Here is a 21,577-nt window from a genome sequence, read left to right on the forward strand (position 1 = left end):
GATCTGCGCCATAGACCGGACTAGGCGAAGCCTCCCGGGGTCCGAGTCACCTCGTAACCGCCGAGAAGAGAGACTACCAGCGCCTCCGGACGCCTCCCAGCGGGGGCGGGCGCGGCCCGCGTCGGCCCGGTCCAGGACGTCGATCAGGCCGGCCAGCGAGCGGGCCGGCTCGCGTCCGGCGGGGTCGGCGGACACGGGCGCCGGTGCCGGCCGGTGGGCCTGCTGGCTGCTGCTCATGTCGCCTCCTGGAAGTCATGTCCGCAGCCGGGGAAGGTGCTGCGGACAAGGAGAAAAGTAGGGATCGGAGACGCCCGAGACCCGTTCATCCGACCCGCCTCCCGGGGCGCGTGACCGAACCGTTGCCCGGGTGTCCCGGACCGGTCGGTCACCCCTCCTCCGGGCCGTGCCCTTGTCGACAAGGACCCGGCTCATGAGCGTGGAACGCGCCGGGGAGGGGGCCGGTCACGTCCGGACGGGCCGCGGCGCGCGGCGTGTCGGACGCCTCGCCCGATCGGGGCACGCCCCGAATTGCCGCCGCGGGAGGGCGCGGAAAGACTCGGCGGGTGAGTGATCATGGAACCGCCGTGGAGGGCGACCCGGCCGAGGCCGACGGCACCCGCCTGCGCCGGGCCGTCAGCGGCCGGCTGCTCTTCCTCTTCATCCTCGGCGACGTGCTGGGCGCGGGGATCTACGCGCTGATCGGCGTCATCGCCGGCGAGGTCGGGGGCGCGGTGTGGGTCCCGCTGCTGGTCGCGCTGGGGCTGGCCCTGCTCACGGCGACCTCCTACGCCGAGCTGGTCACCAAGTACCCGCAGGCAGGTGGTTCCGCGGTCTTCGCCGAGCGGGCCTTCCGCAGCCCGCTGGTGTCCTTCCTCGTGGGCTTCTGCATGCTGGCGGCGGGGGTCACGAGCGCGGCCGGGCTGTCGCTGGCCTTCGCCGGTGACTACCTCGGCGTCTTCCTCGACGTGCCCGCCGTCCCGGCCGCGGTGGTGTTCCTGCTCCTGGTGGGCCTGCTCAACGCCCGCGGCATCCAGGAGTCGGTGCGCGCCAACGTCGTCATGACCGTCGTGGAGCTGTCCGGCCTCGTGGTCGTCGTCGTGCTCGGCGCCCTGGTGCTCGGCCGGGGCGACGGCGACGCCGGCCGGGTCCTGGAGTTCCCGCCCGACGTGTCGGTGGCGTCCGGGGTGCTGGCCGCGGCCCTGCTCGCCTACTACTCGTTCGTCGGCTTCGAGACCTCGGCGAACGTGGCGGAGGAGGTGCGCGACGTGCGCCGCGTCTACCCGCGGGCGCTGTTCGGCGCGCTCCTGGTCGCGGGCCTAGTCTACGTGCTGGTCGGGCTCGCCGCCTCCGTCGTGCTGGCGCCGGACGACCTCGCCGCGTCCTCCGGCCCCCTGCTGGCCGTGGTCCAGGCCGCCGACGTCGGCATCCCCGACGAGGTCTTCAGCCTGGTCGCGCTGGTGGCCGTGGCCAACGGCGCCCTGCTCACCATGATCATGGCCAGCCGCCTCGTGTTCGGCATGGCCGAGCAGCGCCTGCTCCCCCGCACCCTGGGCCGCGTGCTGCCCGGCCGCCGCACCCCGTGGGTGGCGATCGTCCTGACCACGCTGGTGGCGATGGGGCTGACCCTGGTGGGTGACCTCGGGGACCTCGCCAACGCCGTCGTCCTGCTGCTCCTGCTGGTCTTCCTCAGCACGAACACGGCGGTGCTGGTGCTGCGCCGGGACCGGGTGGAGCACGAGCACTTCCGCGCGCCGGTCGTGGTGCCGGTGCTGGCCATCGGGTCGTGCCTGCTGCTGCTGTGGCAGCAGGAGGCGCAGACCTGGCTGCTCGCCGGGGCCGAGCTGGTGGTGGGCGTGCTGCTCTACCTGCTGGCGCGGGCGCCGTGGTGGTCCGACCGCGGGGAGGCGGCGCGCGGCTGACCGGGGGTCAGCGCTGGGTCTGCGTGGACTCCACGATGCCGACGGCGATCTCGCGCAGCTTGCGGTTGTAGCGCTGCGAGGCCTCCCGGAGGATCTCGAAGGCCTGCTCGGCGGTCACGTGCCGCTGGGCCATCAGCACGCCCTTGGCCTGCTCGATCACCGCGCGCGACTCCATGGCGATGCGCATGTTGCGCGCCTGGTCGGCCATCTGCGCGTGCGCGTCGGCGTTCGCGATCGCCACCGCGATCGCCTCGGCCGCGCCCAGCCCCGCCCGCAGCGAGCCCGGTGAGGCGAAGGCCGACGGCCGGGTGGAGTAGACGTTGAGCGCGCCGATCCAGGAGCCCTGGTAGGGCAGCGGCACCGACAGCGAGCTACGGACCGCCATCTCCCGGACGCGGGCGATGTAGCGGGGCCAGCGCTCCTCGGTCCGCATGTCGTCGATGCGCAGCACCACGCCACCGCGGCCGGCGTCGATGCAGGGGCCACCGTCCTCCGCGTACTGCAGCTCGTCGGCGAGCAGCGCCATCTCGCCGGAGTAGGCGGCGGTGAAGGGCTTGTCGTCGCGGATCAGCGTTGTCGAGACCGCCTCGGCCCCTGGGATCGCCTGGGCGGCGATGGTGGTGATCTCGCCGAGCACGTCGGCCAGCTCACGCCCCGCCAGGGTCACCCTGCTCAGCTCCCGCAGCACGTCGTCCACCCGACCATTGTGTCGGTCCGACACGCTTCCTCTCGCCCCCCTTCGCGCGGTGCGGACGCATCGGTCAGGATGGAGCCTCCGGATCCGGTCCCCGCAGGCCCTGCGGCGCGGACGCGAGAGGAAGCGATGGCCGACGAGCAGGCCCACGACGCGTGGCCGAGCGCGCCCGTCCCCTCCGTCCCCGGCGACGTCTGGCACTGGCAGCTGGAGGCCATGCACGTGGTCTCGCGCGTGCGGTCGGACCTGCGGGCCCGGATCGCGCACCCGTCGGTCTCCGCGGCCTCCACCGAGGACGCGCGCGACGGGCTGCTCCTGGTCTTCGAGGAGCTCGCCTCCAACGCGCTGCGCCACGGCGGGGGCGACGTGCGAGCGCTCGTCGTCGCCGGCCCCGCGGGCTGGCTGCTCGACCTCAGCGACGAGGCCCCGGACCGCCCGCCGGTGCCCGCCGTCGACCGGGACCCGGCCTTCGGCGGCATGGGCCTGCACCTGGTGGCCCAGCTCTCCATCGGCTTCGGGTGGGAGCGGCGGCCGGGGCGCAAGCACGTCTGGGCGCTCCTGCCCTCGGGCAAGGAGGCCCCGCAGCCCCTCCGCGAGCGGCTCCCCGAGCAGCGGTCGCCCGGGTACTGAGGACGGCGGTCAACGCGCGGCGGCCGACACCGCCGCGCAGAACCGCTCGGCGTCCTGCTCCACCTCCGCCAGCGGCGTGAGCACCTCCGCCTCGGCGACCGCGTGGACCGCCGCCCGCAGCCGGCGCTCCGCCGTCCTGGCCCGCCGGCGCGCACGGAGCGCGACCAGCGGACGGCAGACCAGCGCCAGCAGCAGCCCGGCCAGCAGGCCGGCCACGACGAGCAGCGTCGGCAGCGGGATCCCCTCGACCCGGGGGAGCGGCAGCACGTCGTCGAGCTGGAGGAACCCGAGGACGACGAGGCCGAGCAGCCACAGCGCACCCGCCAGCGCGGTGACCAGCAGCAGCCACTGCAGGCCGCCGGCCGCGCGCTGCCACAGCGGCACCCGGTCGGGCCCGAGGTCGGTACCGGCCACCGCCCGGTCGAGCGCGTCGGTCAGCCGGTCCTCGGTCTCCTCGGCGGTGCGCCGCAGCTCGTCCCGCCACGCCGGGGCCAGCCCCTCGCCGACGTCCTCCCGCACCTCGCGCACGGCGGTGGCCACCCGCGCCACCTCCACCGCGCCGGCGGCCGGCAGCGACGTCCGCGCCCGCTCGTCGCCCAGGTGCAGTCGGGCCAGCGGGTCGGCCCGGAGCTTGCGGGTCCAGCGCAGCAGCGGCCACCCGGTGCGGGCGGTGCCCTCGCGGCGGGTGGACCGCTCGACGGCCGCGGCGACGGTGGGCACGCCGGCGGCACCGGCCAGGGCGTCCACCAGGTCGTCGGCGACCGGTCCGCCCCTGCGCCCGTTCCCCTCGCCGCAGTGCGCGGCCAGCCCGGCCGCGCTCGCCCGCACGTCGGCCACCAGCCGCTCGGTGGCCGACCGGCGCGCCGACACCCGGCGGGCCAGCTCCCCGCGCAGCTCCGCCAGGCCCGTCCCGGTGCGGCCCGAGACCGCCAGCAGCGGTGTCGCGGACAGCCCCTCGCGGTCCAGCAGGCCGCGCAGGTCGGCCAGGCAGGCCCGCGCAGCCTGCTCGTCGAGCCGGTCGACCTGGTTGAGCACGACGACGAGCACGCCGGCGTGCGTGGCGAGCGGGGCGAGGTAGCGCTCGTGCACGGCGGCATCGGCGTACTTCTGCGGGTCGAGCACCCACACCAGGACGTCGACGAGGGCGACCAGGCGGTCGACCTCGAGCCGGTTCTCCAGCCGGACGCTGTCGTGGTCGGGGAGGTCGAGCAGGACCAGCCCGTCCAGCGCCGGCTCGGGCGCGTGCCGGTGCCGCCGGGGCACCTCGAGCCAGTCCAGCAGGCGGTCGGCGCCGTCATCCCCCCACACGGTGGCGTGCGCGACGCCGGTGGTGGGCCGCCGCACCCCGGGGGTGCTCACCTCGCCGCCGGACAGCGCGTTGAACAGGGTGGACTTGCCGCTGCCCGTGGCCCCGGCCAGGGCGACCACCGTGGCGTCCCCCAGCGCCTCGCGCGCGCCGGCCTTCGCCAGCACCGAGCGCGCCTGCGCCACCTCGGGCACCTCCAGGCGGCCGTCGGCGATCTCGAGGGCCTCCCGCAGCGCGCCCAGCCGGTCGGTCAGCGACCGCTCACCGCGCCTCACGCCGCCCGCCGGGCGTCGGCCAGGGCCGAGACGGCCGACCGCAGCTCGTCGGCCGTCGCCGCTCCCGGTGCCGCCTCGGACACCCGGGCGTCGAAGCGGTCCTGCTCGTACCGCAGCAGCGCGTCGGAGCGCTCCCGCAGGTCGTCGCGGGCCCGCTCGGCCAGCGCCCGCACCGCCGCGTCGCCGAAGACGGCCTCCAGCACCCGCTGGCCCACCGCCGTCGTGCCGCCGGCGACCGCGACCTCACCGCCGAGCAGCCCACCGGTCTGGGCGAACACCGCGACCATCACCACAGCGCCGGCCCCGCTCACCCCCCAGGAGAGCAGCCGGGCGCGGGTGCGCTTGTCGGCACCCTGCTCCCGCACGAGGTCGAGCACGGTGCCCTGCCAGTCGCGGACCTGCGCCCCTGCGGCCTCGGAGAAGTCGGCGGAGGCTCGCGCGAGCTCCCGCTCGTCCCCGGCGAGCAGCGCCGGCCCGCCGGGCAGCGCCCGCCAGGAGGTGACGGTGCGCTCCGCGGCCCGGTCGGCCTCGGCGCGCAGCAGCCCCTCGACGCTGTTCTCCAGCGCCCCGGTCAGCCCCTGCACCGGTGCCGGGCGGCCGGTGAGCGCGGCGGCCACCCGGTCGCGCAGCCGGCCCACCCGGTCCTGCAGGGTGCGCATCCACTCCCCCGTGCCGACGAACTCCTGCCAGCGGGCGAGCACCTCGCCCCGGAGGAGGCTGCCGCTGCGCACGCCCTCGTCCACGCCGTCGCGCGCCGAGCCGTAGGCCGCGGCCGCGGCCGCCCGGAGCGCGTCGGCCGCCACGGCCTGCTCCTCCACGGCCCCGACCACGACGGCGGTCCGCTGCTGCAGGCTGTCCAGGGCGCCGACCAGCGTCTGGCGCACGACCGCGGCCCGCTCCTCCTGGTCGGCCGCCAGCGCGTGCAGCCAGCTCCGCAGCGGCCCGACCTGCGACTCGGGCAGCAGGCCGTCGGCGAGCGGCCCTTCCTCGACGACGAACAGCCGGGCACCGGCGAGACCGGCCCGCTCCAGCATGCCGCCCAGGTCGGCGGCGATCTCCCCGGCGGCCTCCGGCGGCACCCGGTCGAGGACGACGGCCAGCGCCGTCCCCCGCTCCTGGGCGGTGCGCAGCAGGTCCCACGGGACGGCGTCGGCGTAGCGCGCCGCCGTCGTCACGAAGACCCACAGGTCGGCCGCGGCCAGCAGCTGGGCGGCGAGGTCGCGGTTGGTCGCCACGACCGAGTCGACGTCCGGGGCGTCGAGCAGGGCCAGGCCCGGCGGGACGTCGTCCCGGGCGACCAGCTGGACGGTGCCGGGCCCGCCGTCCCCACCGGTCACGCGGGCCAGCCCCGGGAGCACCCGCTCGCCGGAGAAGCTGTCCACGTCGGCGCGCGAGCAGACGAGGACCGGTGCCCGCGTGGTGGGACGGAGCACGCCGGCGGTGGTGACCGGCGTGCCGACCAGGCTGTTGACGAGCGTGGACTTCCCGGCGCCGGTGGAGCCGCCGACGACGGTGAGCAGCGGCGCGTCGAGGTCGAGCAGCCGCGGCAGCAGGTAGTCGTCGATCTGGTCCACGACGCCGCGCGCGGCCCGGACGGCCTCGTCCCGGCCCGGCGTGGCGAGCAGCAAGGGGGCGTCGGCCAGCCGGTCCCGCAGCGCGGTCAGCGCCTCGGGCAGGCGCGGCGGTGAGGTCACGCCCCTCTCCTGCCCCGGGACGGCCGCCGCTACCCGCTCACTCCGCCAGGCGGGCCCGCTCCTCGCGCAGCGCCTGGAAGACGCGGCGGCGGATCCGGTCCTGCTCCTTCTCCTCGATCTGCAGGAACGACAGGCTCAGCATCCAGCGGGCGCCCCGCGCCACCATCCGGATCACCTCGCCCTGCGCGCGGACCGGGCCGTCCTCGAGCTGGACGACCACCGACACCGGGGCGCCCGGCTCGGGCGCCAGCCCGAACCCTTCGAACTGCGCGCGCGTACCCGACTCGCTGATGTCCACGGTCTCGCCGGTGAGCTCGGTGCCGTCGACCTGGCAGGTCACCGGGACGACGATGCGGCCCCGCACCGCCATGCGGCGCTGGCTGTGCTCGGCCGGGCCGGTGATGGTCAGCCGCCACCGGACCACGGCGCCGCCGCCCTCGACGTCGAGGACCTCGGCGGGCAGGGCACGGTGCCCGTCGGCGGTCATCCAGTAGACCTCGACGAGGTCACCGGGGGAGACGACCGACTGGTTGACGTACTCGCTGGTCGAGGGGCGCACGGAGATGACGCCGTCGTGCACGACCTCCACGCGCGCGGAGATGGAGATGTTCGCGCTGGTGAGCCGGATGTCCGCCCCGGTCTGCTCCGCAGGGTGGTCGACGCCGGGAACGCTGGTCATGGGTCCTCTCCGATCAGGTGCCGCGTGCCGGCGCACCTTCCCCGCCTGCCCGCGGTGGGGAACCGTAACCGGCTGCTCCGGTCCGGCGCTGCCCCGCCACAGCGACTCGCCGAGCGCGACACCCTCACGGGGGAGACCGGGTCCGGCGGCCGTCCGTGGCTCAGCCGGCCGGCTGCGGCTCCGCGTGGGTGGGGGTCGGTGCCGCCGTGCCGTCGCCGGCGCCGACGGCGTTGCGGGTGGTCTTGGCCCGGTAGAGCTGCTCGTCGGCGCGCGACATCAGCTCGAGCGGGTAGGCGTCGGCGCCGGCGGCCGCGGCGACCCCCAGCGACAGGCTGATCTCTCCTGCCGCGAAGCCGGTGGGCTGCAGCGTCCGCGCCGCGCGGCGGAGCTCCTCGGCGACCTCCGCCGCGCGGGGTGCGTCCGCGCCGGGCATGAGGACGGCGAGCTCGTCGCCGCCCAGCCGGGCCACCAGGTCGCCGGCGCGCACGCGGGCCGACAGCAGTCCGGCGACCGCGCGCAGCGCGTCGTCGCCGCCGGCGTGGCCGTGCCGGTCGTTGACGTCCTTGAAGTGGTCGAGGTCCACCAGGACGACGCCGAGGACGTCGCCCCGGGCCCGGGCCTGGGTGCACAGGGCGTCGAGCTCGGCGTCCCAGCGCCGGCGGTTGGCCAGCCCGGTGAGCGGGTCCTCGTGGCTGAGCCGCTCCAGCTGGGCGAGCAGGACGCCGGTGCGCTGCTGCTCGCGCTCGAGGCGGACCCGGGTGAGCAGCTCGCTGGTGGTCAGCGCGTTGCGCCGCAGGTGGGCCAGGGTCGCGATGAGCGACGCGGTGGCCAGGTAGACCGAGACCGCCAGCAGCTCGCCGCCGGACAGCCCCTCCTCCGCCGTGGCCGAGGCCAGGCCCAGCGCCGCCCAGGAGACGCCGACGAGCGCGACGGTCCAGCGCGGGCGCGTCACCAGGACGCAGCCGCTGCCGTAGATGGCGAGGGTGAAGCCGAGCAGGTGGTACCTCGGGTCCTCCGACCGCGTGACGATCCACGCGACCTCGGCCTGCACGACCGCGAGGATGAGGAAGGTCAGCAGCTCGGGGTGCCGCCGCCCGACGGGGAAGCGCCACATCACGATGAGCGCCAGCAGCATCGGGATGTCGCAGAGCAGCCGGACGGCGAGGAAGGCCGAGGCGTTGTCGCCCTCGGTCACCTGGTCGACCAGCGCCCACAGGGGGACGGCGAACACCGCCACCCAGCCCACGAGGAGCCCGGCGGTGCGGGCGCGCCCGTTCAGCTCGTCGGCGAGACCGGGGATCGCGGCGGCGAGCTGGCCGACCGATGCGCCCCTGGTCCTCCGCCGTCGCTCGCCCGCCGTCGCCGGGGACGCCGGGGACGGCGCCGCTGCCGGCAGCACGTCGCTCCGGCGCAGCACCGCCACGAGGCGTTCGGGCAGGGAGGACCGCACGGATGCTGAATCGGCAGGTCAGCGCCGTACCTGAGCACTTCCTCCGGGCACCACCCGAGTGGGTGAGGGCCCGGCGCGGGCTCAGCCGCTCCGGCGGGCGGTGAACCCCGCGACGAAGTCGCGCAGGCTGCGGGTGGGCCGCAGCCAGGCGCCGTCGGGCGGGAGGGCGTCGAGGCGGACGCGGTCCAGCGGCTCGGTGAACGCGCCGGGCACGTCCTCGATGTCGATGAACTCCAGCAGGTCCGAGCCGATGGCGTAGCCGGCGACCTCGCTGAAGGCGACGACGACGACCTGCGTGCCCTGCCGGGCCAGGTCCTCGAGCGGCTCGGCGAAGTTCCGCCCGTCGCCGGAGAAGACCAGCAGCCGCCGGAGCCGGTGGCTGTGCGCCCGGACGGCGATGTGGTCGAGCATGTCCTGGTCGATGTCGTCGTCCGGCTGGCTCTTCGGCCGGGCGAAGACGGAGTACCCGAAGCCGCGCAGGGCCTCGACCCACCGCTGCAGCGAGCCGGGCTGCGGCGGGATGTTGGCGAAGACGCAGGCCTCCACGTCGGGCGCACCCGGGGCGGCCGGATCACCCGCGCCGTCGACGAACCAGGCCGCGATCGCGTCGAACCGCGGGCGGGAGGCGGCCGTGGGGCGTGCGCCGATCACCGTCGACAGGGTCATGTCGATGTTGGGGGCGTCCCAGATCAGCAGGTCCAGCGGCGGGCGCGCCCGGCCGTCGTCGACGGCGCTCGGGCGCTCACCGGTGTCGGCGTCGAGGGTCTCGGGGGTGTCCAGCACGGGGTCAGTCTGCCGGTCGGGCTGCACCGGCGGCGCCACGGGCGCCACGGCGACCGGTGGATGCGCCGGGTCGACGGGCCGGGGCGGGCCGACGGGGGAGGTGGCCCGCCGCACGCGACGGCGGCCGTTCACCGGTGCGCGGGCACGGCCCGCCCGGCGACGGCGAGGGCGCAGAGGTCGCCGCCGGCCTGCTGGACCTCGCGCACCCAGGACAGCAGCCGGTCCGCCGGCATGGGGTGGCCGAGCAGCCAGCCCTGGGCCAGGTCGCAGCCGGCCGCGCGCACCATCCGCAGGTGGTCCGGGGTCTCGATCCCCTCGGCGACCGACCGGATCCCCAGGGTGCGGGTCAGCCCGACGATGGCCGCCAGCACTGCACCGGTGTCACCGACAGCGACCCGCTCGGCGGCGGCGAGCAGGGAGCGGTCGATCTTGAGCGTCCCGATGGGCAGCGAGAAGAGCTGCGCCAGGGAGGACCAGCCGGTGCCGAAGTCGTCGATGGCGACGCGCACGCCGAAGCTGCGCAGCACCGACAGCTGGTCCTCCGCGCGCGTGGGGTCCTCGGCGACGCTGGTCTCGGTGAGCTCGAGCACCAGCTGGTCGGCGGGCAGACCCGACTGCTGGAGGGCCACCCGCACGTCCCGGACCAGCGTCTCGGCGGAGAAGTGCCGTGCGCTCACGTTCACCGACATGCGCAGCCACAGCCCCTGGGCCGCCCACTCGGCCGCCTTGCGGGTCGTCTCGCGCAGCAGCCACCGGGTGATCGGGATGATCTGCCCGGTCTCCTCGGCCACGGACAGGAAGGTGTCGGGCGGCAGCAGCCCGCGCTCCGGGTGCTGCCAGCGCACGAGCGCCTCCACACCGTCGATCTCGCCGGTGTCCAGCCGCACGACGGGCTGGTAGTGCACGACCAGCTGGTCGATGGCGTCGCCCCGCAGCTTGGTGGCCACCTCCAGCCGCCAGCGGGCCGCCTCGCGCAGCGAGGGCGAGAACAGGTGGACGCGGTCGCGGCCGGAGCTCTTGGCGGCGAACATCGCCGCGTCGGCGTCGCTGAGCAGGTGGTGGGCGTCGCGGACCTCCGGCCGGGCGACGGCGACACCGATGCTGGCGCTCAGCGGCACGGTGATCTCGCCGACCTGGAACGGCAGGGCGAAGACCGTCTGCAGCCGGAACGCCAGCGCGGCGGCCTCCGAGGCGTCGCAGCCGTGGGCGAGGACGACGAACTGGTCGCCGCCCAGGCGGGCCACCGTGTCCCCCGGGCGGATCTCCTCCGACAGCCGGCCGGCCACCAGGCGCAGCAGCTCGTCGCCGATCTGGTGGCCGAGCGAGTCGTTGACGGTCTTGAAGCCGTCCAGGTCCAGCATGAGCAGCGCGCCACCGGTCCGCCCGGACGCCTCGAGCGCCTCGTCGGTGATCTCGAGCAGCCGCGAGCGGTTCGGCAGGCCGGTGAGGTCGTCGTGGCGGACCTTCCACTCGAGCTCCTCGCGCGCCCGGACCTGGTCGGTGACGTCGGTGTGCGTGACGACCACCCGCCCGTCGCGGTCCACCCGGGTGGCCTGGAGGTGGAAGAACACCGTGCCGCGCGGGCTGTCGGCCGAGTAGTCGAGGTGGAACGTGCGCCCGTCCGACCGCGACGTCTCCGACAGCAGGGTGCGCAGGCCCTCGGTCAGCTCGGCGTGCGCGCGGGCGCCCAGCCCGCGGGTCATGGCGGTCAGGTAGTCCTCGCCGGGCCTGCCGGGCCAGGCCGGCCCGGGCAGCACCTCGGCGCTGCGGGTCCACGCGCCGTTGGCCGAGAGGATGCGCCCGTCGGGGCCGACGAGCACCGTCGGCGAGGGGAGGGCCTCCAGGACGGCGCTCAGCCCGCGGAGCTGGCTGTCCCGCTCCTCGTCGTCGCGACGCCGCCCGTCGATGTCGCGGAAGAGGACCGCCGCGCCGCCGGGGTCCGGGAAGACCCGCACCTCGAACCAGCGGCTCATCGGCTCGTAGAAGAACTGGAACTCCCGGGGCCGCCCGTCGCCGAGGACCTGCCGGTACTGGTCCTCGGCCAGCGAGCCGCGCAGCGCCGGGAACGCGTCGACGGCAGCGCGGCCTATGAGCTCCTCCGCCGAGCGCCCGAGCATCCGCTCGGCTGCGGTGTTCAGGTAGGCGAAGCGTCCCGTCGGGTCCAGGCGGTAGACCGCGTCGGGGACGTTGCCCAGCGGGTCGGGCCGGCCCCCCGGGGACCGGTCGTCACCTGGTTGCACGCTGCCCGCTCTCGTCCACTCGTCCGGTCCGCCGCTGCGGACTCCGGGCACGAACCGCCCGCCCGCGGAGCGGGCAGCACGTGAACCACTCCCGAGAGTAGTAGCCCGGGGCGGTCGTCAGGGCGCCGAGACGCCAGCCCGTTCGACGATGCCGCCGATCCCCGCGCCGGCCGGCAGCGTGCCCAGCACGCTGCCCGCCTCACCGCCCAGGCGGGAGGCGCAGAACGCGTCCGCGACGGCGGCCGGCGCGTACCGCAGGAGCAGCGAGCCCTGCAGGCACAGCGCCAGCTGCCCGGCGATGCGGCGGGCGCGGAAGGGCAGGCCCTCCCGGTCCCCCAGCTCGGCCGAGAGCCGCTTGACGGCGTCGTCGAAGCGCCGGTCGGCCCCGCGCGCCAGCTCGAGCTCGGCGACGACGGCCGACAGCGACTCCTGCGAGCGCTCCAGGGCGCGCAGGACGTCGAGGGCGATGACGTTGCCCGAGCCCTCCCAGATGGAGTTCAGGGGCGCCTGCCGGTAGAGCCGCGGCAGGCCGGAGTCCTCGACGTAGCCGTTGCCCCCGAGCACCTCCATGGCCTCGGCCACGACGCCGGGCGTCCGCTTGCAGACGAAGTACTTGGCGGCCGCCCCGGCCAGGCGGAGGAACGCGTGCTCGCCCTGGTCCACCGCGGCCGCCAGCCGGATCCCCAGCGCGGTGGCGGCCTCGCTCTCCACGGCCAGGTCGGCCAGCACGTTGCGCATGAGCGGCTGGTCGACCAGCCGCGCCCCGAAGGCGGAGCGGTGGCGGGCGTGGTGGACCGCCTGGGTGAGCGCCGCCCGGACCGTCGCCGCCGAGCCCAGCACGCAGTCCAGCCGGGTCATGTTGACCATCTCGATGATCGCCGGGACGCCGCGGCCGGGCTCGCCCACGAGCCAGCCGGTCGTGCCGTCGAACTCCACCTCGCTGGAGGCGTTGGACCGGTCGCCCAGCTTGTCCTTGAGACGTTGCACGTGGAACACGTTGCGGCTGCCGTCGGGCAGCACCCGGGGGACGGCGAAGCAGGACACCCCCTCCTCGAGCTGGGCCAGGACGAGGAAGAGGTCGCTCATCGGTGCGCTGGTGAACCACTTGTGCCCGGTCAGGGCGTAGCTGCCGTCGGGCCGGCCGGTCGCGCGGGTGGTGTTGGCCCGGACGTCGGAGCCACCCTGCTTCTCCGTCATGCCCATGCCGGCGACCAGCCCGGCCTTGCCGGTGGGCTCGGCCAGGCCGAACTGGTAGCCGCGGGCCGTGAGCCCGGGCTCGTACCGGGCGGCGAGCTCCGGCGCCCGGCGCAGCGCGGGCACGACCGCGTAGGTCATGGTCACCGGGCAGCCGTGGCCCATCTCGACCTGCGTCCAGCCCAGGTAGCCGACGGCGCGGCGCACGTGCGCGTACGGGCTCTCGTCGACCCACGGCGCACCGGCGAGGCCGTGCTCGACGGCGCTGCGCATCAGCTCGTGCCAGGCGGGGTGGAACTCCACCTCGTCGATCCGGTGGCCGTACCGGTCGTGCGTGCGCAGCCGCGGCGGGTTCTCGTTGGCCAGCCGGCCCCACTCCTGCGCCTGCTCGCTGCCGGCCAGCCGGCCGAGGTCACCCAGCGACGCGAGGGTGGCCGCGTCGGCGTGCCGGACGCAGGCCTCGGCGAGCGCGGCGTCACCGGCGATGGGGTCGTGCCCCACGAGCGGGGGGACCTGGTTGGTGACCTCGTGGGTGGCGGTCATGAGCGCACCGTACTGGTGGGCCACCGGAACGGGAGACGACCTCCAGCACCCCGATCCGGTCACTCTGCGCAATCCCCTGATCGGGTTACGTGGAGTGACACGCGACACAGCGAAATGGTCGTGCGCAACCGCTTCCGCACGGGACGGAACCGTTCCTAACGTCCGCCGCATGTCGCGCACCGCCGAGCCGGGGAGCGGCCCGCAGCCGTCTCCGGCTCGCCGGCCCTGGCTGCGGCACGTGCTCGCCAGCTGCGTCCTCGGTGCCGGTGTGTACGTCGGCATGGCCGCCGCCGGCGACCTCGTGGCCCGCGCGGACGAGGCGCCGCCGGCCGCGCAGAGCAGCACGACCGACTCCTCCACCAGCACCTCGTCGTCCTCCGCCGACAGCGCGGGCGGGACCACCACGTCCACGTCCACCACCTCCACCACGCCCGGCACGTCGTCCAGCTCGTCGGGCACGGCCACGGAGGCCACCGGGGAGACGTCCACCCCGCCGGCGGCCTCCCCCGAGGCGGCGGGCGAGCCGGGTGCGGCACCCGCGCCGGACAGCCCGGCGCCCGTCAGCTCCACGACGACCACGGTGACGGCGTCCGGGACGCTCACGACGACGACGGTCACGACCACCAGGGCCGGCACGTCCACGGAGACCGTGACGCGGACCAGCTCGACCGACGCCGCGGCCGGCGGGACGACCCAGCAGGGCACGACCTGCGCCGCCACGTCCTCCGGCACGACGCCCTGCGACGCCGTGACGGCCGCCCCGACGCCGCTCCCGGAGCCCACCGCCGGCGCCGTGGAGTGCGCCGTGGGGCCGGCCGTCCTCGACGCCCCGGACGACACCCCCACGACGCTCCGCCCCACCTCGCCCGACAGCGGCCGGGGCGGCTCGGCGGCCCCGGCCGCCACCCCGACGCCCTCCACCGCCGGCGCCTCCGCCTCGGCCACGCAGGCCGCCGCGCCGGCCGCACCGACGGCCCCCACGGCTCCGCAGCCCGTCCCGGCGTCGCCGTCCACCGCTTTCGGCGCCCTCCCCGGGTGCCCCACGCACGGCCCCGGCCAGGTCCAGTCCCGGACCGGCTCCGGCTCCGCGGTCGCCGTCCTGACGACGGCCACCGCCTCCCTGCCCGAAGGAAGCGCCACGGTGCGCACGGCGCCGGTGGCGGGGTCGCCCACCACCACGGCGACCGACCCCGCCACGCGGCCGGACTGACGCCGCCGCTCCGCGGCCTGCGCCCGTCCCCGGGTGTGCCACGGGGGGCACATCACCGACCCAGTGCAGCCGCCCCGCGCGTTCCTCCACCACTTCACCCAGCGCGTCACGTCCTACCCACGATGACGCGCGCCAGAACGAAGGACTTGAAACGATGAGACGATCCGTGCGCAACGGACTCGCGGTCGCCGGCATGGCCGGCGGTCTGTTCTTCCTCGGCCAGGCAGCAGCCAGCGCTGTCGAGTCGGGACCCCCCTCGGGCGGCAGCACCGACTCGATCGCCACCTCGGGCGAGGCCCGGGCCGTCAGCGACAACGACGCCAGCGCCTCCTCGGGCCGCTCCGAGACCCAGGGCGGCAGCGTCTCCAACAGCTCCTCCGTCAGCGCCGACGGCGGGTCCGCGACGTCGACGGCGAACACCGGCCACAACACCACCCCGTCCGGCGGCAGCGGGCCGATCTGGACCGCGCAGGAGACCGACGGCGGCGGCCAGGACGGCACCGAGGCGCGCATCGAGACGGGCAACGCGTCCGCCGAGGCCAGCGCCGGCGGCGCCACGGCGAACGGCAACGGCAGCCCGCACACCGAGAACAACACCGCCGGCGGCAACAGCGTCGCCAACGCCGGCAACATCAACTCGGGCACCGGGGCCAGCACCGGCTCGGCCGGCGCCGGTGGCAGCGGGGGTGGCAGCGGCTCGGGCAGCACCACCAACGACGCCGCCAGCGGGGACGCCACCGCCCGGAGCGACAACGACGCGAGCGCCAGCTCCGGCAACACCACGACCACCGGCGGGACCGTCAGCAACAACTCCACCGTCAACGCGGGCGGCGGCAACGCGAACGCGAACGCGAACACCGGCCACAACGTGGCGAACCCGAACTGCACGTCGCACTGCTACGCCGTGATCATCACGGGCGACGCGCACGCCTCCGCCAGCGCGGGTGGGGCCACGGCCAACAACAACGGCAACCCGTACACCGAGAACAACACCGCCGGCGGCAACAGCGTCGCCAACGGCGGCAACATCAACTCCGGCACCGGCGCGACCACGGGTAACGCGGGTGCCGGCTCCGGCTCCGGCACGGGCTCGGGCTCCGGTGGTGGCCACGGCAACGTCGGCGTCTGCAACTGCGGCATCGGCGGCAACAACAACAACACCGGCGGCAACACCGCCGGCGGCAACGGCGGGAACACCGGCGGCGGCTCCGGCGGCACCGCCGGCGGCACCTCGGGTGGCGGCCACGGCGGCGTCGGCGTCTGCAACTGCAGCATCGGCGGCAACAACAACAACACCGGCGGCAACACCGCCGGCGGCAACGGCGGGCACACCGGCCAGTGCGGCTGCCCGTCCGCCCACGCGCCGAAGCACGAGGCGCCCGCCAAGGCGATGCCGGTGACCCACACGGCCAAGCCGGCCATGGTGCACGTCGCCAAGGCCCCCGCCCACCGGGCGCCGGCCTCCGCCGGCAAGTCCGGTGAGCTCGCCTACACCGGCGCCGAGATCTCCCTCCCGCTGTCGCTGGGCCTGGTCGCCCTGACCGCGGGCCTGGGCCTCGGCGTCGCCGCTCGCCGCCGGTCCGAGGCGCAGGCGGTCTGATCCACCGGCCCGCCGCCCCGGAGCACTCAGGGCGGCGGGCCGGTTCCACCGATCGGTCGTCGCCTGCCGGGTCCGCCCGGCAGGCGACGTCCGTCCGGGGGCCCGGCTCCGCACCGGAGCCGTCCCGTCCCGACTCCGACAGGGAACGCCGTGAGCGCAGCCGAGCAGCCGGCCCCGCGGGGCGACCGCGTCCGGACCGTGCTGCGCGGCCTCAGCCAGACGCTGGTCACCGTCGGCCTCGTCGCCCTCCTCTTCGTCGCCTACCAGGTGTGGTTCACCGACGTGCTGGCCGCGCGGGAGCAGGACAGGCTCACCGAGCAGGTCCGCGAGCAGTGGGCCGACGCCCCCACGGTGACCGCGCCCGAGGGCCGGTCACCCGCACCCTCCGGCCCCCCGGCGGCCGCCGGTCCCCCGGCGGCCGGGGACCCGGCTCCGCGACCCGCCCCGGTCGACGTCGAGGTGGGCGAGCCGTTCGCCGTCCTGCACGTCCCGCGGCTGGGGGACGACTACGCCCGGGTGGTCGTCGAGGGCACCTCCCAGGCGGAGCTGGCCCAGGGACCCGGCCACTACCCCGGGACCGCTCTGCCGGGCGAGCAGGGGAACCTGGCGCTGGCCGGCCACCGCGTCGGCCGCGGCTCGCCCTTCCTCGACCTCGACCGCCTGCGCCCCGGGGACGCCCTCGTGGTCGAGACGGCGGGCGACTGGTTCGTCTACCGGGTGCTCGGCAGCCCCGCGGAGGACAGCTTCGCCGGCGACCCGAGCGGCATCCCCGGTCGCCGGATCGTGCGGCCGGACGAGCTGTCGGTCATCTCCCCCACGCCCGGCGGCCCCGCCGACGCCCCGGCCTCCGGCGCCTACCTGACGCTGACGACCTGCCACCCGAAGTACTCGGCGCAGCAGCGGCTGGTGATCCACGCCCGGCTGGACCGGCCTGCGACGAGCAAGGCCGACGCGCCCGACGGCCCTCCCGAGCTCGGCGGCTGACCCTCGCGCGGGGCGTCAGGCAGGCGGTCCGCCCAGCAGGAGCTCGCGCAGCAGGTGCATGGCCATCGTGACGGAGCGTTCCCGCACCGCCGTCCGGGAGCCGTGCAGCCGCAGGTCTCGTGCCAGGACGCCGTCGGGACCGACGACGCAGACGTGCACGGTCCCCACCGGCTTGCCGCTGCTGCCGCCACCGGGCCCGGCCACGCCGGTGATGCCGACGCCGAGGTCCGCCCCGAACCGCGCCCGTGCGCCGTCAGCCAGCGCCCGGGCCACCGGCGCGCTGACCGCGCCGTGCTCGGCCAGCAGGTCGGCCGGGACACCCAGCAGCTCCTGCTTCGCCCCGTTGGCGTAGGCCGTCACGCCGCCCAGGACGTAGGCGGAGGAGCCCGGCCGCTCCACCAGCCGGGCCGACAGGAGGCCGCCGGTGCACGACTCCGCGGTGGCGATCGTCAGCCCCCGGTCGGACAGCGCTCCGGCGACCAGCTCGTCGAGGGTCGGCCCGGTGGAGAAGAGCGTGGCCCCGTACCGCTCGGTCAGGACGCCGGCGAGCCGGTCGTAGGCCGCCCGGGCGGCGGGGGAGAACCGCGTGACGATCTCCAGCTCGCCCTCGCGCAGGCAGGTGGTGATCTCCAGGCCCTCGAGCTGCGGCTCGACCTCCCGCAGCGTGGCGGCCAGCTGGGCCTCCAGCGTGCCCCACAGCCGCAGGGTCTCCTGGTGCAGCTCCGCCGTCCCCTCGAGCAGCGCCCGGACCGCGGGGGCCGCGACGGCGGCCGGCCACATGCCCTGCAGCTCCCCGGGAGGCCCGGGGAGCACCACGACCGGCGGGGTGTCCCGGCCCTCCGCCGGCGGGACGACCAGCCCGGGGGCGGTGCCGACCGGCTCCAGCACGGTCGCGCCCTCGGGGACCGTCGCCTGCTTGCGCACGCCCGCCGCCGTCGCCTCCGGGTCGGCCCGCCAGCCCCGGCGGGCCATCAGCCGCTCGACGACGGCGGCCACCCGCTGCTCGAGCGCCGGGTCGACCGCTGTCGGCCGCCCCTGGAAGTCGGCCACCACCTGGGCGGTCAGGTCGTCCGCGGTGGGGCCCAGCCCGCCGGAGGTGATCAGCAGGTCGGTGCCGAGACCGGCGAGGAAGGCGAGCGCCGCCCGCAGGTCCTCCGGCCGGTCCCCGACGACGACGACGTGGCCGACGTCGACGCCGAGCCGGCGCAGCTCCTCGGCCAGCCACGGGCCGTTGCGGTCGGCCACCCGGCCGGTGAGCACCTCGGTGCCCGTGACGACGATTCCGGCGCGCGAGACCACGGGCCGACCCTAGGGGCGCGGGAGCCGCCCGGCAGGGTCGGGCCGGTGCACCCGTTCGGGGCGCCCGGCTGCCGGTGCCGCGGGGCGTCGATAGCGTGCGGGGTGGAACAGCACCGACCGGCTCCCCGCCGGACCCGCGAGGAGGCACCCGTGAGCACGCCGTCCGACCCGCAGTCCCCCGCCCCGGCCACCGGCCCGCGCCAGCCGACCACGCAGGAGATCCCCGTGGTCACGCCGCCCGCCACCGGCGCCACCTCGGTGCAGCAGCTGCCGCCGCCCTCGGCCCCGGTCCCCCCGGCGGCACCCGCGGCCCCCGGGCCCCAGGTCGCGCCCGCCCCGCAGCAGGCGACCGGTCCGGTGGACTTCGTCCCCGGGCTTCCCGGGCTGGGCACGCCGCCCCCTCCGCCGGCGCAGCCCACCCCCTCCTGGCCGCAGACGCTGGAGAACGAGGCCGCCCCGGCCGCCGCTCCCGCGAAGGCCCGGGTCCCCCGCGACCGGACGCTGCTCGCCGCGGCCGGCCTCGTCGTCCTGTCGATGGTGGCGCTGCAGGTGGGCCTGGCCCGCGAGTTCGGGACCGAGTCGTTCTGGTCCGCCGTCCCGCTGTGGTCGGCCTTCGCGACCGCGTGCGTCGTCCTGGGGCTCGCCGCCGTGGCCGAGCTGCTCCCGGGGGCCCGTCGCCTGGCGCGCTCCGGCTGGACCGTCGCGGCCGCCGGGCTGGTCGGCCTGGCCGCGTTCTGGGTGCTCGTCGTGCTGCCGAACGCCGACACCGACCGGGGCTTCCTGCACACCGCCGCGCTCGCCGCGCTCGGCGGCGCGGTCTGGCTCACCGCGGGGCGCCGACCCGCCTGACGCGCCGGCCGGGGCGGTCAGTCGTCCTTGCCGCGGCCCTCGCCACCGTTGCCGTTGCCGTTCCCGCGGCCGTTGCCGTTCCCGCGGCCGCGGTCCTCGTCGTCCCCGTCGCCGTCCTCCTCGTCGCCGTCCGCGACCGCGGCGGGCGGGGCGGGTGCGGGGGCAGGGGCGGGGGCCGGGCTGTCGACCTCCACCACGGGCGCCGGTGCGGGCGGAGGCGGTGGCGGTGCCGGGGGAGCGACGGCCTCGGTGAGGGTGACCACCGTGCCAGGGGGCAGCGAGCCCACCGGGCTGACCGCGGCCACCGCGCCGGGCGCGACGTCGGCGGTCTCCCGCGTCTCGCGGCGGACCGCGAGGCCCTGGTCGACGAGCTCGGCCTCCACCTCGTCCACCGGCCGTCCCACGACGTCCCCGGCCCGGACCTCGACCCGCTCCGGAACGGCTGCCTCGGCGACCGGCCCGGCGGGGGCGGTGCCCCAGGTCTGCAGCGCGGCGACGCCGATCCCGGCACCGGCCGCCAGGGCCACCAGCGGGACGAGCACGCGCCTGCGCAGCGGGGGCCGGCTCCCGGCGGGTGTGAACGGCCGGGTGTCACCGGCAGGCGCCACAGGGGCCAGCGGGCGACCCGCGCGCACGTCGTCCACGGCGTCCCGGAAGGCTGCCCCGTCGGGGAAGCGCTCGGCGGGGTCCTTCAGCAGCGCCCGGTCGACGAGGGTGCGGACCTGCTCGGGCACGTCGGCGGGGAGGGGCGCGGGGACCTCGCGCAGCTGCCGCAGGGCGATCTGCACGGAGTTCTCGCCGTCGAAGGCCCGGTGCCCGGCCAGGCACTCGTAGCCGATCATCCCGAGGGCGTAGACGTCGCTGGCCGGGCCTGCCTTCTCGCCGGCCGCCTGCTCGGGCGAGAGGTAGTGCGCCGTCCCGACGACCTGCCCGGTCTGGGTGAGCGGGGCGCTCCCCGCCGACCAGGCGATGCCGAAGTCGGTGATCTTCACCGTCCCGTCGGTGCCGACCAGGAGGTTCCCGGGCTTCACGTCGCGGTGCACCAGGCCCGCGGCGTGGGCCGCGGCGAGGCCCGCCGCCGCCTGGCCCAGCACGTCGAGGGTCCGCTCGCTGTCCAGCCGGCCCGCACGGGCGAGCAGCTGGGCCAGCGACTCGCCCTCCACCAGCTCCATGACCAGGTAGGCGAGGTGCTCGCCGTCGGCCGCCGGCGTCTCCCCGTAGTCGAAGAGCGCGGCGATGTTGCGGTGGGCCAGCGCGGCCGTGTGCTGCGCCTCGGCGCGGAAGCGGGCGAGGAAGGTGGCGTCGCCGGTGTACTCGCTGCGCAGCACCTTCACCGCGACGGGGCGGTGGAGCAGGGTGTCGCGCGCCCGCCAGACCTGCCCCATCCCGCCGGTGGCCAGCAGGGCGAGGAGCTCGTAGCGGCCGCCGAGCAGGTGCGGAGGGGCCGTCGGGGACCCCGGCGTCACGGGGTGGGGGACGAGGACGTCGGCGAGGGGCTCGTCGTCGGCGACGTGGGATCGGGCGTCTCGGTCTCCGTCGGGGTGGTCTCCGTCGGCTCGGCCGGCACGGTCGGCGTCGGGGACGCGGGCAGCGACGGCGACGAGCTGGTCGGGGGAGCCGAGGTCTCGGCGGCCGGGGGAGCGCTCTCGGTGGGCTCGGCCGGCGCGGACGGCGCCGGGTCCACGGCGGCACCGGTCACGGCCGAGCCAGGGCTCTGGCTGCGCTTCTGGGCCGCCGCCGCGTAGTAGACGACCACCTCGTCGCCGGCCCGCAGCTGGCGTCCGGCCGGCTCGATGCCCGTGACGCGGTCGGGCACGACGTCGTCGGTGACCTCGGCGCGCACGGTGACCCGCAGCCCGAGGGCCGTGAGCCGGTCGGTGACCTCCCCGACCGGGCGCCCGACGTAGTCGTCCTCGGCGAGCACGAAGCTGCCGCTGATCCGCTGCTCGGCGGCCGCCGCGGTGGAGGAGGGCTGGTCCTGGGTGAGCGACTGCAGCACCGCCGCGGTGATCCCGGCGCCGGCGAGCAGGCCGAGCAGCGGCAGCAGGACCACGGCCAGCCGGTTGCGGCGGCGGCCGGCCGGCGGGCGCGTGCCGCCGGAGCCGGTGGCGACCAGCACGCCGAGGACCAGCGAGAGCAGCCCCATGAGCGCCTGGCTGACCAGGAGCATCCGGCGCTTGGAGTACCGGTCGGCCAGCACGCCGCCGTACATGCTGAGCAGCAGCGAG

Annotated in this window: 17 protein-coding genes; 6 read left to right on the top strand and 11 right to left on the bottom strand. The window is 76.5% G+C overall.

Annotated features, from left to right (window positions below):
• The first annotated feature begins 563 nt into the window (after window positions 1–563).
• A complete protein-coding gene (locus E4P43_RS17735; RefSeq protein WP_135146835.1) occupies window positions 564–1,919 on the top strand; it encodes an APC family permease in 1,356 nt (451 codons plus the stop codon).
• A 7-nt stretch (window positions 1,920–1,926) separates the two neighbouring features.
• On the opposite strand, the gene E4P43_RS17740 is transcribed toward E4P43_RS17735, so the two are convergent.
• A complete protein-coding gene (locus E4P43_RS17740; protein ID WP_135146837.1) occupies window positions 1,927–2,616 on the bottom strand; it encodes a GAF and ANTAR domain-containing protein in 690 nt (229 codons plus the stop codon).
• A 126-nt stretch (window positions 2,617–2,742) separates the two neighbouring features.
• Between E4P43_RS17740 and E4P43_RS17745 the strand changes: the two genes are divergently transcribed.
• A complete protein-coding gene (locus E4P43_RS17745) occupies window positions 2,743–3,243 on the top strand; it encodes an ATP-binding protein (protein WP_135146839.1) in 501 nt (166 codons plus the stop codon).
• 9 nt (window positions 3,244–3,252) lie between these two features.
• Here E4P43_RS17745 and E4P43_RS17750 read toward each other — a convergent pair whose 3' ends face one another.
• The 7 genes from E4P43_RS17750 to E4P43_RS17780 all read right to left on the bottom strand — a co-directional run bounded on the left by E4P43_RS17750 (window position 3,253) and on the right by E4P43_RS17780 (window position 13,407).
• Window positions 3,253–4,824 (bottom strand): GTPase, encoded by a 1,572-nt coding sequence (locus E4P43_RS17750; protein ID WP_135146841.1) that lies wholly within the window; start codon window positions 4,822–4,824, stop codon window positions 3,253–3,255.
• The gene (locus tag E4P43_RS17755; RefSeq protein ID WP_135146843.1) at window positions 4,821–6,518 is read right to left on the bottom strand and encodes a GTPase domain-containing protein; all 1,698 of its coding nucleotides are present in this window, start codon (window positions 6,516–6,518) and stop codon (window positions 4,821–4,823) included. The genes E4P43_RS17750 and E4P43_RS17755 overlap by 4 nt, the downstream gene beginning before the upstream one ends.
• A 37-nt stretch (window positions 6,519–6,555) precedes the next feature.
• Window positions 6,556–7,197 (bottom strand): PilZ domain-containing protein, encoded by a 642-nt coding sequence (locus tag E4P43_RS17760; RefSeq protein ID WP_135146844.1) that lies wholly within the window; start codon window positions 7,195–7,197, stop codon window positions 6,556–6,558.
• 160 nt (window positions 7,198–7,357) lie between these two features.
• The gene (locus E4P43_RS17765; RefSeq protein WP_135146846.1) at window positions 7,358–8,647 is read right to left on the bottom strand and encodes a GGDEF domain-containing protein; all 1,290 of its coding nucleotides are present in this window, start codon (window positions 8,645–8,647) and stop codon (window positions 7,358–7,360) included.
• 81 nt (window positions 8,648–8,728) lie between these two features.
• On the bottom strand, window positions 8,729–9,430 hold the full coding sequence (locus E4P43_RS17770; protein ID WP_245159223.1) for an NYN domain-containing protein: 702 nt from the start codon (window positions 9,428–9,430) through the stop codon (window positions 8,729–8,731).
• Between the two features lie 128 nt (window positions 9,431–9,558).
• The gene (locus E4P43_RS17775; protein ID WP_167759233.1) at window positions 9,559–11,670 is read right to left on the bottom strand and encodes an EAL domain-containing protein; all 2,112 of its coding nucleotides are present in this window, start codon (window positions 11,668–11,670) and stop codon (window positions 9,559–9,561) included.
• A gap of 117 nt (window positions 11,671–11,787) precedes the next feature.
• The gene (locus E4P43_RS17780; RefSeq protein ID WP_135146850.1) at window positions 11,788–13,407 is read right to left on the bottom strand and encodes an acyl-CoA dehydrogenase family protein; all 1,620 of its coding nucleotides are present in this window, start codon (window positions 13,405–13,407) and stop codon (window positions 11,788–11,790) included.
• Window positions 13,408–13,576: 169 nt separating this feature from the next.
• Between E4P43_RS17780 and E4P43_RS17785 the strand changes: the two genes are divergently transcribed.
• The 3 genes from E4P43_RS17785 to E4P43_RS17795 all read left to right on the top strand — a co-directional run bounded on the left by E4P43_RS17785 (window position 13,577) and on the right by E4P43_RS17795 (window position 17,201).
• Window positions 13,577–14,617 (top strand): hypothetical protein, encoded by a 1,041-nt coding sequence (locus tag E4P43_RS17785; RefSeq protein ID WP_135146852.1) that lies wholly within the window; start codon window positions 13,577–13,579, stop codon window positions 14,615–14,617.
• A gap of 166 nt (window positions 14,618–14,783) precedes the next feature.
• A complete protein-coding gene (locus E4P43_RS17790) occupies window positions 14,784–16,217 on the top strand; it encodes a hypothetical protein (protein WP_135146854.1) in 1,434 nt (477 codons plus the stop codon).
• A gap of 150 nt (window positions 16,218–16,367) precedes the next feature.
• On the top strand, window positions 16,368–17,201 hold the full coding sequence (locus E4P43_RS17795) for a class E sortase (RefSeq protein WP_135146856.1): 834 nt from the start codon (window positions 16,368–16,370) through the stop codon (window positions 17,199–17,201).
• 15 nt (window positions 17,202–17,216) lie between these two features.
• On the opposite strand, the gene E4P43_RS17800 is transcribed toward E4P43_RS17795, so the two are convergent.
• Window positions 17,217–18,500 carry a competence/damage-inducible protein A gene (locus E4P43_RS17800; RefSeq protein WP_135146857.1) on the bottom strand — a complete coding sequence of 428 codons (1,284 nt, stop codon included), beginning with the start codon at window positions 18,498–18,500 and terminating at the stop codon, window positions 17,217–17,219.
• 150 nt (window positions 18,501–18,650) lie between these two features.
• Between E4P43_RS17800 and E4P43_RS17805 the strand changes: the two genes are divergently transcribed.
• On the top strand, window positions 18,651–19,349 hold the full coding sequence (locus tag E4P43_RS17805) for a hypothetical protein (RefSeq protein ID WP_135146858.1): 699 nt from the start codon (window positions 18,651–18,653) through the stop codon (window positions 19,347–19,349).
• Between the two features lie 17 nt (window positions 19,350–19,366).
• Here E4P43_RS17805 and E4P43_RS17810 read toward each other — a convergent pair whose 3' ends face one another.
• Both E4P43_RS17810 and E4P43_RS17815 read right to left on the bottom strand, forming a co-directional pair.
• Window positions 19,367–20,815, bottom strand: coding sequence for a protein kinase (locus tag E4P43_RS17810; protein ID WP_245159224.1), 1,449 nt, complete (start codon window positions 20,813–20,815; stop codon window positions 19,367–19,369).
• On the bottom strand, window positions 20,812–21,577 hold a 766-nt coding region (locus E4P43_RS17815; RefSeq protein ID WP_135146859.1), incomplete at its 5' end, for a PASTA domain-containing protein. The genes E4P43_RS17815 and E4P43_RS17810, both read right to left, overlap by 4 nt.

Origin of the sequence: Blastococcus sp. TF02A-35, from assembly GCF_004571075.1 — a bacterium.
Classification (GTDB): domain Bacteria; phylum Actinomycetota; class Actinomycetes; order Mycobacteriales; family Geodermatophilaceae; genus Blastococcus.